Annotated in this window: 12 protein-coding genes and 1 pseudogene; 5 read left to right on the top strand and 8 right to left on the bottom strand. The window is 64.5% G+C overall.

The annotated features are described in order from the left end of the window. Positions 1–72: 72 nt before the first annotated feature. The 3 genes from A6723_RS20705 to A6723_RS20695 are packed head-to-tail and all read left to right on the top strand — an operon-like array spanning position 73 to position 1,696. Positions 73–648 carry a PilZ domain-containing protein gene (locus A6723_RS20705; RefSeq protein WP_064979852.1) on the top strand — a complete coding sequence of 192 codons (576 nt, stop codon included), beginning with the start codon at positions 73–75 and terminating at the stop codon, positions 646–648. Further along, on the top strand, positions 645–977 hold the full coding sequence (locus A6723_RS20700) for a hypothetical protein (RefSeq protein WP_054911329.1): 333 nt from the start codon (positions 645–647) through the stop codon (positions 975–977). The genes A6723_RS20705 and A6723_RS20700 overlap by 4 nt, the downstream gene beginning before the upstream one ends. Beyond that, positions 974–1,696, top strand: coding sequence for a glycerophosphodiester phosphodiesterase (locus A6723_RS20695; protein WP_024766683.1), 723 nt, complete (start codon positions 974–976; stop codon positions 1,694–1,696). Before A6723_RS20700 ends, A6723_RS20695 begins: the two co-directional genes overlap by 4 nt. Before the next feature lie 42 nt (positions 1,697–1,738). On the opposite strand, the gene sthA is transcribed toward A6723_RS20695, so the two are convergent. The 4 genes and pseudogenes from sthA to A6723_RS20675 all read right to left on the bottom strand — a co-directional run bounded on the left by sthA (position 1,739) and on the right by A6723_RS20675 (position 7,461). Further along, positions 1,739–3,133, bottom strand: coding sequence for a Si-specific NAD(P)(+) transhydrogenase (gene sthA / locus A6723_RS20690; protein WP_024766684.1), 1,395 nt, complete (start codon positions 3,131–3,133; stop codon positions 1,739–1,741). A gap of 211 nt (positions 3,134–3,344) precedes the next feature. Beyond that, on the bottom strand, positions 3,345–4,364 hold the full coding sequence (locus A6723_RS20685) for an FAD:protein FMN transferase (protein WP_054911313.1): 1,020 nt from the start codon (positions 4,362–4,364) through the stop codon (positions 3,345–3,347). A gap of 163 nt (positions 4,365–4,527) precedes the next feature. Beyond that, a pseudogene (locus tag A6723_RS20680) lies at positions 4,528–5,886 on the bottom strand (amino acid permease); the annotation flags it as partial. 108 nt (positions 5,887–5,994) lie between these two features. Next, positions 5,995–7,461: a glyceraldehyde-3-phosphate dehydrogenase gene (locus A6723_RS20675; protein WP_037007634.1), complete on the bottom strand. Its 1,467-nt coding sequence runs from the start codon at positions 7,459–7,461 to the stop codon at positions 5,995–5,997. A 140-nt stretch (positions 7,462–7,601) separates the two neighbouring features. On the opposite strand from A6723_RS20675, the gene mfd reads away from it, so the two are divergent. Both mfd and A6723_RS20665 read left to right on the top strand, forming a co-directional pair. Beyond that, the gene (mfd, locus tag A6723_RS20670) at positions 7,602–11,066 is read left to right on the top strand and encodes a transcription-repair coupling factor (RefSeq protein WP_064979851.1); all 3,465 of its coding nucleotides are present in this window, start codon (positions 7,602–7,604) and stop codon (positions 11,064–11,066) included. A gap of 12 nt (positions 11,067–11,078) precedes the next feature. After that, on the top strand, positions 11,079–11,738 hold the full coding sequence (locus A6723_RS20665; RefSeq protein WP_054910430.1) for a CsiV family protein: 660 nt from the start codon (positions 11,079–11,081) through the stop codon (positions 11,736–11,738). Between the two features lie 135 nt (positions 11,739–11,873). On the opposite strand, the gene A6723_RS20660 is transcribed toward A6723_RS20665, so the two are convergent. Genes A6723_RS20660 through A6723_RS20645 form a run of 4 tightly spaced genes read right to left on the bottom strand, consistent with a single transcriptional unit; the run spans position 11,874 to position 14,929 of the window. Then, on the bottom strand, positions 11,874–12,611 hold the full coding sequence (locus A6723_RS20660; protein ID WP_054910431.1) for an S-methyl-5'-thioinosine phosphorylase: 738 nt from the start codon (positions 12,609–12,611) through the stop codon (positions 11,874–11,876). A 9-nt stretch (positions 12,612–12,620) separates the two neighbouring features. Continuing rightward, positions 12,621–13,619 carry a beta-N-acetylhexosaminidase gene (nagZ, locus tag A6723_RS20655; RefSeq protein ID WP_054910432.1) on the bottom strand — a complete coding sequence of 333 codons (999 nt, stop codon included), beginning with the start codon at positions 13,617–13,619 and terminating at the stop codon, positions 12,621–12,623. A gap of 11 nt (positions 13,620–13,630) precedes the next feature. Then, the gene (locus A6723_RS20650) at positions 13,631–14,155 is read right to left on the bottom strand and encodes a L,D-transpeptidase (protein WP_054910433.1); all 525 of its coding nucleotides are present in this window, start codon (positions 14,153–14,155) and stop codon (positions 13,631–13,633) included. A 57-nt stretch (positions 14,156–14,212) separates the two neighbouring features. Continuing rightward, on the bottom strand, positions 14,213–14,929 hold the full coding sequence (locus tag A6723_RS20645; RefSeq protein WP_054910434.1) for a TetR/AcrR family transcriptional regulator: 717 nt from the start codon (positions 14,927–14,929) through the stop codon (positions 14,213–14,215). Positions 14,930–15,106: the final 177 nt, after the last annotated feature.

The following is a 15,106-nucleotide window of genomic DNA, read 5'->3' as shown; positions in this document are numbered from 1 at the left end:
GTGCGACTTCCGTGTGGCGAGGCCGGGCAGGCGGCTTTACACTCAGACCATCACTGCCGCCGTGGGTTCGCCATGTCCACTCCAGACGCGGATAACCGCCGCGAATACTATCGTATTGAAGATACGCTCGCATTGGAATTTCGCCCGCTGCGCGAGGACGAAATCCAGTCGCAAGAAGTGCTTCAGGATGATTCCGCGCTGTTCAATCTGCTCAGCGACCTGCACCTGGCCGACTTCGAGTCGCAGCACCTGCTGCGTCATATTCACGAACGCGACCGCCCCCTGGCCAGCTATCTCAAGGTGATGAACAAGCGCATCGACCTGATCGCCCAGGCGCTCACCCAGAGCCTGCTCAGCGAGATCGGCCCGGCGCGCCGGGTGACGCTGTCCGAAGGCGGCATCAACTTCCGCGATGCCCAGCCGCTCCCGGTCGGCCAGGACCTGGCGCTGAAGATCGTCCTGCTACCCCACGGCCTGGGCCTGCTGCTGCGCGCGAAGGTCACCCACTGCCAACAGCAAGCCGAGGGCGACTACGAGATCGGCACCGAATTCGAGATGCTCGGCGACGCCCCGCGTCAGCTGCTGGCTCGTCACATCCTCCAGCGCCAGGCACTGGAGCGCCGGCAGGCCAAGGCCCGCGAAGAATGAAAAAACGCATCTGCTTGCGCTACCTGCTGCTCCTGTTGAGCCTTGTCACCCCGCTGCCACTGCTGGCCGATACCCTCTCGATACCCGTGGGCGACCAGGGCGATCCGCATATCGTGCTGCCGAACCGCGGCGAGAGCCAAAAGGCCGTGCTGGAACGCTTCGGATTGCCGGACGAGGAACACCCGGCGGTGGGCAAGCCACCGATCACCCGCTGGGACTACCGCGAATTCAGCGTCTATTTCGAGAGCGGGGTGGTGGTCGATGCCGTCCGCCAGCACCGCTCGCAGTACCTCAAGGACCTTTCACCGACTCCCAAGGAGCCCCAGTGACTCTGATCTATGGCCATCGCGGCGCCAAAGGCGAAGCACCGGAAAACACCCTGAACAGCTTCCTGCACTGCCTGGAGCACGGCGTGAAGCGTTGTGAGCTGGACCTGCACCTGTCCCGCGACGGCGAGCTGATGGTCATCCACGACCCGACGCTCAAGCGCACTACCGGTCGCCGCGGCAAGGTCTCCGAGCAACTGGCGGATGACCTGGTGACCATGGACGCCCGCGAAGGCGGCCCCGGCTGGTTGCGCCCCTGCCCGATCCCGCGCCTGGCGGAGCTGTTCGAGCGTTGCGAGTTCGAACACTGGCAGCTGGAAGTCAAAAGCGCGTCGAAGGATCGTGCCAGCCGCACGGTACAAGCGATCCACCAGTTGGTGGGCCGTTTCGGTCTGCGCGACCGGATTACCGTGACATCGAGCTCGCGCACGGTGCTGCGCGCGCTGGAGGAACTGGCGCCGGACCTGTCACGCGGGCTGGTGGCCGAATACGCCTGGCTCGACCCACTGAAGGTCGCCGCGCACTACGGCTGCGATCTGCTGGCGCTGAACTGGATGCTGTGCACCCCGGAGCGCCTGCTGAAAGCGCAGAAGCAGGGGCTGCATGTGTCGGTCTGGACGGTCAACGAGCCGGCCCTGATGCGCCGGCTCGCCGATTTTGGCGTGGATAGCCTGATCACAGACTTTCCCGGTTTGGCCACTGCCACGATCGGGAATCGCTGAGCAGGTTCCCCCCGACCGGCTCAGGCCGCCGGTCGGGGTATTTCAAAAAATCCGGTTCAGGCCGTCGAACGCCGCTACGCGGTAGGCTTCGGCCATGGTCGGATAGTTGAAGGTGGTGTTGACGAAGTACTTCAGGGTGTTCAACTCACCCGGCTGGTTCATGATCGCCTGGCCGATGTGGACGATCTCCGAAGCCTGGTCGCCGAAGCAATGCACGCCGAGGATCTCCAGGGTCTCGCGGTGGAACAGGATCTTCAGCATGCCTACCGGCTCGTTGGAGATCTGCGCGCGGGCCATGCCCTTGAAGAAGGCCTTGCCTACCTCGTAGGGAATCTTCGCGACCGTCAGTTCCTGCTCATTCTTGCCGATGGAGCTGATCTCCGGAATGGTGTAGATGCCGGTCGGCACGTCATTCACAAAGCGCCAGCCATCGTGCTCGACGATGTTGCCGGCGGCGGAACGGCCCTGGTCGTAAGCGGCGCTGGCCAGGCTCGGCCAGCCGATCACGTCGCCCGCGGCATAGATGTTCGAGACCGAAGTACGGTAGTTCTCGTCCGTCTCGATCTGGCCGCGACTGTTGACCTTGATGCCGATATTTTCCAGGCCCAGGCGATCGGTGTTGCCGGTACGGCCGTTGCACCACAGCAGGGCATCCGCCTTGATCTTCTTGCCGGACTTCAGGTGCAGGATCACCCCGTTGTCCAGGCCTTCCACGCGCTCGTATTCCTCGTTGTGACGGATCAGCACGTTGTTGTTGCGCAGGTGATAGCTCAGCGCATCGGAGATCTCGTCGTCGAGGAAGCTGAGCAACTGGTCGCGGGTGTCGATCAGGTCTACCAGCACACCCAGGCCACTGAAGATCGAGGCGTACTCGCAGCCGATCACGCCGGCTCCGTAGATGATCAGGCGGCGCGGGGTGTGGCTCAGCGAGAGGATGGTGTCGCTGTCGTAGACGCGCGGGTGATTGAAGTTGATGTCCGAGGGACGATACGGGCGCGAACCGGTGGCGATGACGAACTGGTCGGCCACCAGGCGCTCCACGGCGCCGCTGGGCGTCACGACTTCGACAGTGCGCTCATCGACGAAGCTGGCGGTGCCGTTGAACATGTCGATGCGGTTGCGCGCGTAGTAGCCGGTGCGCGAGGAAACCTGCTTGGAGATCACCCGCTCGGCGCTTTTCAGTACGTCCGGGAAGGAGAACCAGCGCGGCTCGCCGATCTGGCGGAACATCGGGTTGGTGTTGAACTCGATGATCTGCTTCACCGAGTGACGCAGCGCCTTGGACGGGATGGTGCCCAGGTGCGTGCAGTTGCCGCCGACCACGCGACGGCTGTCCACCACCGCCAGCTTGCGCCCGTACTTGGAGGCGTTCATCGCCGCCCCCTCGCCTGCCGGGCCCGTGCCGAGAATCACCACGTCGTAGTTGTAGACAGCCATGCGTACTCCTTCAGAACAGGCCGGGGCGCCCGCTTGGCGCTCCCGGCGAAGCCCCGGCACCACATGCGCCGAGGCGGATCGAAATCATTGGCGCAGCTTAGCCCTGCGGCAAAAGGCTGCACATTAGCGGTTGGTCGGCAGGTAGGCGAATTTTGCCGCCACTACAAGCCTTGCCCCTCACTGCGGGCCGCCATCATGCCCGCCGAAGCTTTCATTCAGGCGACGGAAACAGCGCTTCGAAGCGCGGCGTCGCGCGGGTCACGAAACCTTCGCCCTGGCGCACGATGAAGAAAGCTGCCAGCCCGTTGCGCTCGGCAAAGGTATAGCCCTCCTCCGGCCCCAGCACCATCAACAGGGTCGACAGGCCATCGGCCCGCAGCGCCTGTGCATCGGCCACTGTGACCGCCGCCAGCGAGTGCCTGACCGGCGTGCCGCTGCGCGGATCGAAGGTGTGCGAGTAGCGCTGCCCACCTTCCTCGAAATAATTGCGGTAGTCGCCCGAGGTGGACAGGCCGAAACCATCCACCGCCACCGAGCGCTCCACCTGCCGCTCGCGCTCGCCGCTGGGCACTTCCAGGGCAATGCGCCAGGGCGTGCCGTCCGGCTTGCGGCCCACGGCCCTGAGTTCTCCGGTGATCTCCACCAGATAGTCGGTCAGCCCTATCTCGGCCAGGCGCGCACTGACCTTGTCCACCGCATAGCCCGCAACGATGCTGTCGAAGTCCAACTGTGCATTGACGTCCTTGCACAGCTGCTCGCCCTCCAGGCGCAGATGCTGATGGCCAACGCGGGCGCGTTCACGCTGCAGATCGGCCGGGGCCGGTACCTGCTCGCGGCGCGACTGCGGGCCGAAGCCCCACAGGTTCATCAGCGGCTCGACGGTCAGGTCGAAGGCGCCTCCGCTCTGTTGCGACAGCTCCTCGCCATAGCGCCAGAGCTTGAGCATGTCCGCCGGCAAAGCCATACAGGCGCCGGCCGGCAGGGCATTGAAGCGGGAGACCACGGAATCGTCGCGGTAGGTAGAGAACTGCTCGTCGAGGCTGGCCAGAATCGTATCGACCTCCGCCTTGAGCTTCGCAGCGTCCGGCGCCTTGCCGGTGGGCACGTATTGCACCGTGTAGCTGCTGCCCATGGTCGGGCCGCCGAAGCGTTCGATGGACTGCCCGCAGCCAGTCAAGGTCGCGACCAGTAGCACGATCAACAGGCTTGCACGGGACAAGGTCTTCTCCATCAGCCGGCAGGCGCGCGGCGCCGGGCATTCTACCGCAAGCACCCCGCCGCACTGTTTCCGCTGTGGCAAAGGTGCATTACCAAAAGAAAACGGGAGCCGAAGCTCCCGTTCCTCAACCGGCTCAGGCGTCAGCCTTGGCCGGGGACTTGCGCTTGAACAGGAAATAGCAGGCGCCCATCAGCACGATCCACACCGGGATCGCATACACCGACACGTCGATGCCAGGGATCTGCAGCATGATGCCCAGGATGAACACCACGAAGGCCAGGCACAGCCAGTTGCCGAAGGGGTACCACAGCGCGCGGAAGAACGGCTGCACACCCTTGGCCGCCATGGCCTTGCGGAACTTCATGTGGGCCAGGCTGATCATCGCCCAGTTGATCACCAGCGCGGCGACCACCAGGGACATCAGCAGCTCCAGCGCCTGGTGCGGGATCACGTAGTTGACCACGACGCACGCCAGGGTGATGAAGGCCGACACGCCAATGGCCAGCAGCGGTACGCCACGGTCATCGACCTTGGCGAAGGCGCGCGGCGCGTCGCCCTGCTCGGCCAGGCCGTAGAGCATGCGGCTGTTGCAGTACACGCAGCTGTTGTAGACCGACAGCGCGGCGGTGAGCACCACGAAGTTCAGGATGTTCGCCGCGTACTCACTGCCCAGCAGCGAGAAGACCTTCACGAACGGGCTGCCGCTGTAGGGGTCACCAGCGCTGTTGATGCTCTGCAGCAGGGCATCCCACGGGTACAGCGAGAGCAGCACGGCCAGGGCGCCGATGTAGAAGATCAGGATTCGATAGATGACCTGGTTGATCGCCTTGGGGATCACCTTCTTCGGCTCGGAGGCTTCGGCGGCGGTGATACCGACCAGCTCCAGACCACCGAAGGAGAACATGATGATCGCCAGGACCATGATCAGCCCCTTCCAGCCATTGGGGAAGAAGCCGCCGTGGGCCCACAGGTTGCTCACCGAGGCCTGCGGGCCGCCGGTGCCGCTGACCAGCAGCCAGACGCCGAGCAGGATCATGCCGATGATGGCGACGACCTTGATGATCGCGAACCAGAACTCGGTTTCGCCGAAAGCCTTCACGTTGAACAGGTTGATGGCGTTGATCAGCACGAAGAACACGGCCGCCGTCGCCCAGGTCGGGAAGTCCGGCCACCAGAACTGGATGTACTTGCCGACCGCGGTCAGCTCCGACATGCCCACCAGGATGTACAGCACCCAGTAGTTCCAGCCCGACATGAAGCCGGCGAAACCACCCCAGTACTTGTGCGCAAAGTGGCTGAAGGAACCGGCGACAGGCTCCTCGACGATCATCTCGCCCAGCTGGCGCATGATCAGGAACGCGATGAAGCCGCCGATGGCGTAGCCGAGGATCATCGACGGGCCGGCGGATTGCAGGACGCCGGCCGAGCCCAGGAACAGGCCGGTACCGATGGCGCCGCCGAGGGCGATCAGCTGGATGTGGCGGTTCTTCAGACCGCGCTTCAGCTCGCCTTCATGCAGATGTTGTCCATCCATTTGAAGTCTTTCCAGGTTCAGGAATTGGCAGATTTTATTGATGATTATGGTGGAGCCAGTAACGAAAAACGGGAGCCCGAGAGCTCCCGTTTATCTAGACCGCCTGGATCAGCGCGGGAAAGCCGGCGGGTTCACGCCAGCCATGTCTTCCATCACGCGGACGACCTGGCAGCTGTAGCCGAACTCGTTGTCGTACCACACGTACAGGACGACGCGGTTGTCGTTGGCGATGGTCGCTTCGGCATCGACGACGCCCGCGTGGCGAGAGCCGACGAAGTCGGTGGAGACCACTTCCTGGGAAGCAACGAAGTCGATCTGCTTCTGCAGGTCCGAGTGCATGGCCATCTGGCGCAGGTACTCGTTGATCTCTTCGCGGGTGGTGGCCTTTTCCAGGTTCAGGTTCAGGATCGCCATGGAGACGTTCGGCGTCGGAACGCGGATGGCGTTGCCGGTCAGCTTGCCCTTCAGAACCGGCAGAGCCTTGGCGGCAGCAGTCGCGGCGCCAGTTTCGGTGATCACCATGTTCAGCGGCGCAGCGCGGCCACGGCGGCTGCCCTTGTGGAAGTTGTCGATCAGGTTCTGGTCGTTGGTGAACGAGTGAACGGTTTCGACGTGGCCGTTGACGATGCCGTACTGGTCGTTGACGGCTTTCAGCACCGGCACGATGGCGTTGGTGGTGCAGGAAGCGGCGGAAACGATCTTGTCGTCAGCGGTGATATCGCCATGGTTGATGCCATGCACGACGTTCTTCAGCGCGCCCTTGCCCGGAGCGGTGAGGATCACGCGGTCGATACCCGGGCACTTCAGGTGCTGGCCCAGGCCTTCGGCGTCACGCCACTTGCCGGTGTTGTCGACCAGCAGGGCTTTCTTGATGCCGTACTGGGTGTAGTCGATCGACGCCGGGTCGTTGGAGTAGATCACCTGGATCAGGTTGCCGTTGGCAGTGATGGTGTTGTGTTCTTCGTCGATGGTGATGGTGCCATCGAACGGACCATGCACGGAGTCGCGACGCAGCAGGCTGGCGCGCTTGACCAGATCGTTCTCGGCGCCCTTGCGGACGACGATGGCGCGCAGGCGCAGGCCGTCGCCACCACCGGTCTTCTCGATGAGGATGCGCGCCAGCAGGCGGCCGATACGACCGAAGCCGTACAGGACGACGTCGGTGCCTTCGCGAGCGCCGCCGTTCTGCTTGCCGACCACGTCGGCCAGCTCGTCCTTGGTGAACTGCTCGATGCTGCGACCGTTACCTTCGGCCTTGAACTTGGCAACCATCTTGCCCAGGTCGACGGAAGCGGCGCCCAGCTTGAGCTCGCTCATCGCCTTGAGGATCGGGAAAGTGTCGTGAACCGACAGCCCGCCTTCTTCGGCCAGGCGGTGACGGGCGAAACGGTGCGCTTTGAGAATCGCGATCACCGAACGGTTGATCAGGCCACGGCCGTAGATCGAGGTCACCACGTTGTTGTTACGGTAGAGTTGGCCGATCAGCGGAATCATGGCTTCCGCGAGGGCTTCACGATCGATCCACTCACCGAGACACTGGTCGGGCTTCTGGGTCACGGGCAATACCTTCCACATGTAGGAGAAGAAAAAAGGGGCTACATTATGACGGCGTGAACAATCGCCGGCAATCCGCAGCGGTCGTATGACTGACATCCGTCAATCGGGATAGTTACAATCCGACCGGTCAAATCCCTCGACCGGAGCCACGAACGCCCGTGTCCGTATTGCGTATCCCTAAATTGCCGACAGCTGCCGGCAAGCAATCCTGGGGCAACCTCCCCGGGGCCGCCCTGAGCCTGGCCATCGCTGAAGCGGCCGGCCCAGCCAAACGTTTCACCCTGTTGCTGACCGCCGACAGCCAGAGCGCCGAGCGCCTGGAGCAGGAGCTGCGCTTCTTTGCGCCAGACCTGCCGGTTCTGCAGCTGCCGGACTGGGAAACCCTGCCTTACGACGTCTTCTCGCCGCACCAGGACATCATCTCCCAGCGCGTCGCCGCCCTTTATCAACTGCCCGAACTGCGCCGCGGCGTGCTGGTGGTGCCCATCACCACCGCCCTGCACCGTCTGGCGCCGGCCAAGTTCCTGCTTGGCAGCAGCCTGGTGCTGGACGTCGGCCAGAAGCTTGACGTCGAGCAGATGCGCAGCCGCTTCGAGGCCGCCGGCTATCGCTGTGTAGATACCGTCTACGAACACGGCGAGTTCGCCGTGCGCGGCGCGCTGATCGACCTGTTCCCCATGGGCAGCGAACTGCCCTACCGGATCGACCTGTTCGACGACGAAATCGAGACGCTTCGTACCTTCGATCCGGAAACCCAGCGCTCCATCGACAAGGTGGAGAGCATTCGCCTGCTGCCGGCGCGCGAGTTCCCGCTGCGCAAGGAAGCGGTGACCGGCTTCCGCGGCCGCTTCCGCGAGCGCTTCGACGTCGACTACCGCCGTTGCCCGATCTACCAGGACCTGGCCAGCGGCCTGACACCTGCCGGCATCGAGTACTACATCCCGCTGTTCTTCGAAGATGGCGAGACATCGACGCTGTTCGACTACCTGCCCCAGGACACCCAGGTGTTCTCCCTGCCGGGCATCGAAACCGCCGCCGAGCAGTTCTGGACCGACGTACGCAACCGCTACGAAGACCGCCGCTACGACCCGGAGCGCCCGCTGCTGCCGCCCGCTGAAGTCTTCCTGCCGGTAGAGGACTGCTTCGCCCGTCTGAAGAACTGGCCGCGCGTGGTGGTCAGCCCCGAGCCCATCGAGACCGGCGTCGGACGCGAGCGCTTCCCTGCCGAGCCGCTGCCGGAGCTGGCCATCGAGGCCAAGGCCACCGAGCCGCTGGCGCGCCTGCGCCAATTCATCGAGCAGTTCGACGGACGCATCCTCTTCACCGCCGAATCCGCCGGCCGCCGCGAAGTGCTGCTGGAACTGCTGGCGCGGCTGAAGCTGCGCCCGATCGAGGTCGAAGGCTGGCCGGGCTTCCTGGCGCACAAGGACCGCCTGGCGATCACCATCGCACCGATGGACGAAGGCCTGCTGCTGGACGCCGACAAGGGCCAGCCGGGCATCGCCCTGGTGGCCGAGAGCCCGCTGTTCGGCCAGCGCGTCATGCAGCGTCGGCGCCGCGAGAAGACCCGCGACGGTGGCGAGAACGTCATCAAGAACCTCACCGAGCTGCGCGAAGGCGCGCCGGTGGTGCACATCGACCACGGCGTCGGCCGCTACATGGGCCTGATCACCCTGGAGATCGACGGCCAGAACGCCGAATTCCTCGCCCTGCAATACGCCGATGAAGCCAAGCTTTACGTGCCGGTGGCCAACCTGCACCTGATCGCCCGCTACACCGGCAGCGACGATGCCCTGGCGCCGTTGCACAAGCTGGGTTCGGAAACCTGGCAGAAGGCCAAGCGCAAGGCCGCCGAACAGGTCCGCGACGTCGCCGCCGAACTGCTCGACATCTATGCCCGCCGCGCCGCGCGCAAGGGCTACGCCTTCAAGGACCCGCAGGTCGACTACGCCACCTTCTCCGCCGGCTTCCCCTTCGAGGAAACCCCGGACCAGCAGACCGCCATCGAAGCGGTGGTCGCCGACATGCTCTCGGAAAAGCCGATGGACCGCCTGGTTTGCGGCGACGTGGGCTTCGGCAAGACCGAAGTGGCCATGCGCGCGGCCTTCGTCGCGGTGCACAGCGGCAAACAGGTCGCCGTGCTGGTGCCCACCACCCTCCTCGCCCAACAGCACTACAACAGCTTCCGCGACCGCTTTGCTGACTGGCCGGTAACGGTCGAGGTGATGAGCCGCTTCAAGTCCGCCAAGGAAGTCGAAGGCGCCGTAGGTCAGCTCGCCGAGGGCAAGGTCGACATCGTCATCGGCACCCACAAACTGTTGCAGGACGATGTGAAGTTCAAGAACCTCGGCCTGGTCATCATCGACGAAGAGCACCGCTTCGGCGTGCGCCAGAAGGAGCAGCTCAAGGCGCTGCGCAGCGAGGTGGACATCCTCACCCTCACCGCCACGCCGATCCCGCGCACACTGAACATGGCGGTCGCCGGCATGCGTGACCTGTCGATCATCGCCACGCCACCGGCGCGCCGGTTGTCCGTGCGCACCTTCGTCATGGAAGAGCAGAAGTCGGTGATCAAGGAAGCCCTGCTGCGCGAACTGCTGCGCGGCGGCCAGGTGTACTTCCTGCACAACGAAGTGAAGACCATCGAGAAGTGCGCCCGCGACCTGGCGGAGCTGGTTCCCGAAGCGCGCATCGGCATCGGCCACGGGCAGATGAACGAGCGCGACCTGGAACGGGTGATGAGCGACTTCTACCACAAGCGCTTCAACGTGCTGGTGGCCTCGACCATCATCGAGACCGGCATCGACGTGCCCAGCGCCAACACCATCCTCATCGAGCGCGCCGACAAATTCGGCCTGGCCCAGCTGCACCAGCTGCGCGGCCGGGTCGGCCGCAGCCACCACCAGGCCTACGCCTATCTGCTCACCCCGCCACGCAAGCAGATGACCCCGGACGCCGAGAAGCGCCTGGAAGCCATCGCCAACGCCCAGGACCTCGGCGCCGGCTTCGTGCTGGCCACGCATGACCTGGAGATCCGCGGCGCCGGCGAACTGCTCGGCGATGGCCAGAGCGGGCAGATCCAGGCGGTGGGCTTCACCCTCTATATGGAAATGCTCGAGCGCGCGGTGAAGGCAATCCGCAAGGGCGAGCAGCCAAACCTGGAACAGCCGCTGGGCGGCGGCCCGGACATCAATCTGCGCGTGCCGGCGCTGATCCCGGAAGACTACCTGCCGGACGTCCACGCCCGCCTGATCCTCTACAAGCGCATCGCCAACGCCGCCGACGAAGACGGCCTGCGCGAACTGCAGGTGGAAATGATCGACCGATTCGGCCTGCTGCCAGAGCCGGCGAAGAACCTGATCCGTCTGACTTTGCTGAAACTGCAGGCGGAAAAGCTCGGGATAGTGAAGGTAGATGCCGGGCCCCAGGGAGGCCGGGTAGAATTCGCCGCCGATACCTGCGTCGACCCGCTGGTGCTGATCAAGATGATCCAGAGCCAGCCCAATCGGTACAAATTCGAAGGGGCCACCCTCTTCAAGTTCCAGGTGCCCATGGAGCGCCCGGAAGAACGGTTCAACACGCTGGAAGCGCTGCTCGAGCGCCTCACGCCACAGACTCACTAAGGATTCCGTGCAATGCGCCTGTTCCAACCCCTGCTGCTGTCGCTGGCACTGCTGTCGCCGGCGGCCTTTGCCGAGCCTTACCAGGTAGAGCTGATCCTCTTCCAGCAGTCCGGCGACGTCGTGCTCGCCAGTCGCCCCGCCCCGGATGACTGGGCCAAGGGTGCGCAACCGCCCGGCCCGGACAGCTCGCGCCCTACCGCCATGGACGCCCAGGTCGCCAAGCTCAAGCAGAACGAAGGCTTCCAGGTGCTGATGCACAAGGCCTGGCGCCAGGAAATCGATGCCAACCCGGTGAAGGTTTCCCTGACCGAGGGCGCCCAGCGTGACAGCCACTTCCCGGTGGAAGGTACCGTCACTCTCAGCCAACAACGCTTCGTGAACACCCAGACTGATTTCTGGATCAACCAGTTCGGCCAGGACGGCCTGCTCGCCGCCAGCCAGCACATGGTCCAGGAAGCCAGCCTGAAGAACAGCGTGCTGACCTACCTCGACCACCCGAGCCTGGGCATGTTGATTAAAGTGACCCCGCTCAACGCCAAGCCGGCCGCCGCCCCACCGCCGGGCATGGAAGACGAGGCGCCGACCGGCCCGGACGCGCCGCAGCAGCCTGCGCCTGCCGCTCCGGCAGACAGTGGCTTCGACGCCCCGCCGCCGGCCCAGCCCGCGCAATAAAGAAAAAGCCCGGCAATCGCCGGGCTTTTTCTTTTGCTCTTCGTAGGAGCGAGCTTGCTCGCGAACCCGCAAGGCGCGGTGCCAAGCGGTTCGTGAGCAAGAACTAGGCGTCCCCCTCGCTCCTACAGTATTGGCTCAGCTCACCAGAACGCGCCCCAGCACCTCGCGCACCTTGCCGATGCCTTCGTGCAACGCCTGCTCGATCTCGGCCATAGTGATGATGCCGCTGGACTTGCCCGCCGCCGGATTCACCACCAGCGACAGGCAGGCATATGGCAAGTCCAGCTCACGTGCCAGCGCGGCTTCGGGCATACCGGTCATGCCGACGATGTCGCAGCCGTCGCGCTCCAGCTTGGCGATCTCCGCCACGGTTTCCAGGCGCGGCCCCTGGGTAGCCGCGTAGACACCATGACTGCTGTACGCATAACCCAACGCCTGCAGTGCGACGATCAGCTTCTGGCGCAGCGGCTCATCGTAGGGGTGGCTGAAGTCGATATGGGTGACATGGTCAATGTCACCGGCGAAATAGGTGTGCTCGCGCCCCCAGGTGTAATCGACGATCTGGTGCGGCACACACAGGTGACCACTCCCCATCGCAGCATGGATGCCGCCCACGGCGTTCACCGCGAGCACAGCCTGGGCGCCAGCCTGCTGCAGCGCCCAGAGGTTGGCGCGGTAGTTCACCTGATGCGGCGGGAAACGGTGCGGATGGCCGTGGCGAGCGAGGAACAGCACCTCGCGGCCGGCGAACTCGCCGCGCTGAACGGCCGCCGAGGGGGCACCGTAGGGCGTCTCCAGCTCGATGGCATCCTTCAGGGTCAACCCTTCCAATTGGGTCAGGCCGGTACCGCCGATGATGGCGTAGACAGTCATGGCAAATCCTTAGTCGATCAGTTGTGCGGCACGCAGTTCGCCGACGGCTTGTTGCCAACGCGGCAGTTGCTTGTATTCGATGCCCGGCCAGGCTTTGGCACGCATGCGTTCAAGGCGCTGCGGCGCGCTGACCTTCAGGCGCTGCAGGGCACTCAGGGCCAGCTCGGCGGAGGCGCGGTCATTGCACACCAGCCCCATGTCGCAGCCGGCACTCAGGGCGGCCTCGATGCGGTTGGCGGCATCGCCGACCACATGAGCGCCGGCCATGGACAGGTCATCGCTGAAGATCACGCCGTCGAAGCCCAGTTCGCCGCGCAGGATGTCCTGCAGCCAGCGACGGGAGAAGCCGGCTGGATTCGGGTCGACCTGCGGGTAGATCACGTGGGCCGGCATCAGCGCATCCAGCTCGCCGGAAAGACGCTGGAACGGCACCAGGTCCACGGCGCGGATCTGCTCCAGCGTGCGCTCGTCCTCGGGAATCCCCACATGGGAATCGACTTCCGCCCAACCGTGGCCGGGGAAGTGCTTGCCGGTAGAGGCCATGCCGGCGGCGCGCATACCACGAATGAACGCACCAGCCAGCGCAACGGCACGCTCCGGATTGCCTTCGAAGGCGCGGCTGCCGACGACGGCGCTGCGCTGGTGGTCCAGATCCAGCACCGGAGCGAAGCTCAGGTCGAGCCTCACCGCCAGCACCTCGGTCGCCATCAGCCAGCCGCACTGCTCGGCCAGTCGTTCGGCGTTGGCGTTATCGGCGATGGCACGCATGGCCGGCAGACGCAGGAAGCCCTGGCGCAGGCGCTGCACGCGGCCACCTTCCTGGTCCACCGCGAGCAGCAAATCGGGGCGCACCGCACGGATGGCGGCCATCAACTCGCGCACCTGGCGCGGAGACTCGATGTTGCGGGCGAAGATGATCAGGCCGCCGACTTCCGGCTGGCGCAGGATCTGGCGGTCCTCGGCGGTTAGCCAGGTGCCGCCGATGTCGAGCATCAGTGAGCCTTGCATGTACATTCCTTTCAATTCAAGTGCGCCACGCGCCACTCGGGACAGGCGGCCTCTTCGATTCGGACCCGGCAATGGAGGGGAACCCTGGGAAAGAGTTCCAGCAGGTCGTCGTTGCGCAGGCGGATACAGCCATGGGACAGCGGCGTGCCCATGGGCTCGCAGTCCGGCGTACCGTGCAGGTAGATGTAGCGGCGGAAGGTATCGATCTTGCCCAACCGGTTGCGCCCCGGCTCGCAGCCACTGAGCCAGAGAATTCGCGAGAGGATCCAGTCACGGCCGGGAAACTCATCGTGAAGAGCGGCCGTCCAGGTCTCGCCAGTCCAGCGGCGCCCTTTCAGCACCGCACCTTTGGGCAGCCCCTCGCCGATGCGCGCGCGAATCTGGTGCAAGCCGCGCGGCGTGCAGCCGGAACCGTTGCATTCGCCCCCGCCGTTGGCGGCGCTGGATACAGGAAAACGCACGACAAGGTGCCCCGCGGCAAAGCCGTAGAGCATCTGGTCAGCAAGGGAGATATGCAGAAGATCGAGATCAGCCATGGCCGGCTACTGTAGCCGATCAGGCCGATACAGCCCAGCGCAAGGCCGGGCCCTGGATCAAACCTTGGCGGGTGCCGGCGCGCTGCTGGATTTGGTGCGCGGCTTGAGCTGGGCGCCAGCCAGCGAAGGATCGCTGACGCCGCTGTCGGCGCGCATCCCGGCGGCCAGGAACGGCACCATCAGACGCATCACCTGCTCGATCGAAGTATTCACCCCGAAATCGTTCTCGGCCATGGCGCGCAACGCCTTGATGCCGGACATGCTGAACACCGCAGTACCCAGCATGAAGTGCACGCGCCAGAAGAGTTCCAGCGGCGGCAGACGCGGCGCGGACTCGTTCACCAGCAGCATGTAGCGGCGGAACACCTTGCCATAGACCTCTTCGAGGTACTTGCGCAGGTGCCCCTGGCTCTGGCTGAACGCCAGGCCCAGCAGGCGCATGAAGATGGACAGGTCATTGCCGCTGCGCGGCTTGACGGCCATGGCCTGGACCACGAGCAGTTCAAGCAGCTCTTCCAGCGTGGCACGCGGCGCATCGGGCTTGGCCTGACGGCGATCCAGCTCCTTCTCGAGACTGGCGCAGAACGGGCCGAGGAAGCGCGAGAAGACCGCCTGGATCAGCGCCTTCTTCGAGCCGAAGTGGTAGTTCACCGCCGCGAGGTTCACCCCCGCCTTGCTGGTGATCAGACGCAAGGAGGTTTCGGCGAAGCCTTTCTCCGCGAACAGCTGTTCCGCAGCATCCAGGATGCGTTCGACGGTTTCCGACTGGGCCATGGCTACTCCGCCTGACAAACACTTGTTTGAAACATACGTTTCAGCGTCTTCTATTGTCAAGCAAAGTGCGATGGATTGTTACCAATATCATGGCAATGCGACGAGAGACCTATGTACAGCAAGACGCCTGCCAGCGTCCAAAGGTTACATGCACGAACGTTCCACCAACAGCCTCGC

This window comes from Pseudomonas sp. AU11447, assembly GCF_001672555.2.
GTDB classification, from domain to species: Bacteria; Pseudomonadota; Gammaproteobacteria; order Pseudomonadales; family Pseudomonadaceae; genus Pseudomonas; species Pseudomonas nitroreducens.
Note: the sequence above shows the minus strand (reverse complement) of the source record. Positions and strands in the feature narration are given on the sequence as shown.

Excerpts from the sequence above, each read along its gene's own strand:
- A6723_RS20705 (WP_064979852.1), top strand. The coding sequence starts at position 73 with ATGTCCACTCCAGACGCGGATAACCGCCGCGAATACTATCGTATTGAA.
- A6723_RS20700 (WP_054911329.1), top strand. The coding sequence starts at position 645 with ATGAAAAAACGCATCTGCTTGCGCTACCTGCTGCTCCTGTTGAGCCTT.
- sthA (WP_024766684.1), bottom strand. The coding sequence starts at position 3,133 with ATGGCTGTCTACAACTACGACGTGGTGATTCTCGGCACGGGCCCGGCA.
- A6723_RS20685 (WP_054911313.1), bottom strand. The coding sequence starts at position 4,364 with ATGGAGAAGACCTTGTCCCGTGCAAGCCTGTTGATCGTGCTACTGGTC.
- A6723_RS20675 (WP_037007634.1), bottom strand. The coding sequence starts at position 7,461 with ATGTGGAAGGTATTGCCCGTGACCCAGAAGCCCGACCAGTGTCTCGGT.
- A6723_RS20665 (WP_054910430.1), top strand. The coding sequence starts at position 11,079 with ATGCGCCTGTTCCAACCCCTGCTGCTGTCGCTGGCACTGCTGTCGCCG.
- A6723_RS20660 (WP_054910431.1), bottom strand. The coding sequence starts at position 12,611 with ATGACTGTCTACGCCATCATCGGCGGTACCGGCCTGACCCAATTGGAA.
- nagZ (WP_054910432.1), bottom strand. The coding sequence starts at position 13,619 with ATGCAAGGCTCACTGATGCTCGACATCGGCGGCACCTGGCTAACCGCC.
- A6723_RS20650 (WP_054910433.1), bottom strand. The coding sequence starts at position 14,155 with ATGGCTGATCTCGATCTTCTGCATATCTCCCTTGCTGACCAGATGCTC.
- A6723_RS20645 (WP_054910434.1), bottom strand. The coding sequence starts at position 14,929 with ATGGCCCAGTCGGAAACCGTCGAACGCATCCTGGATGCTGCGGAACAG.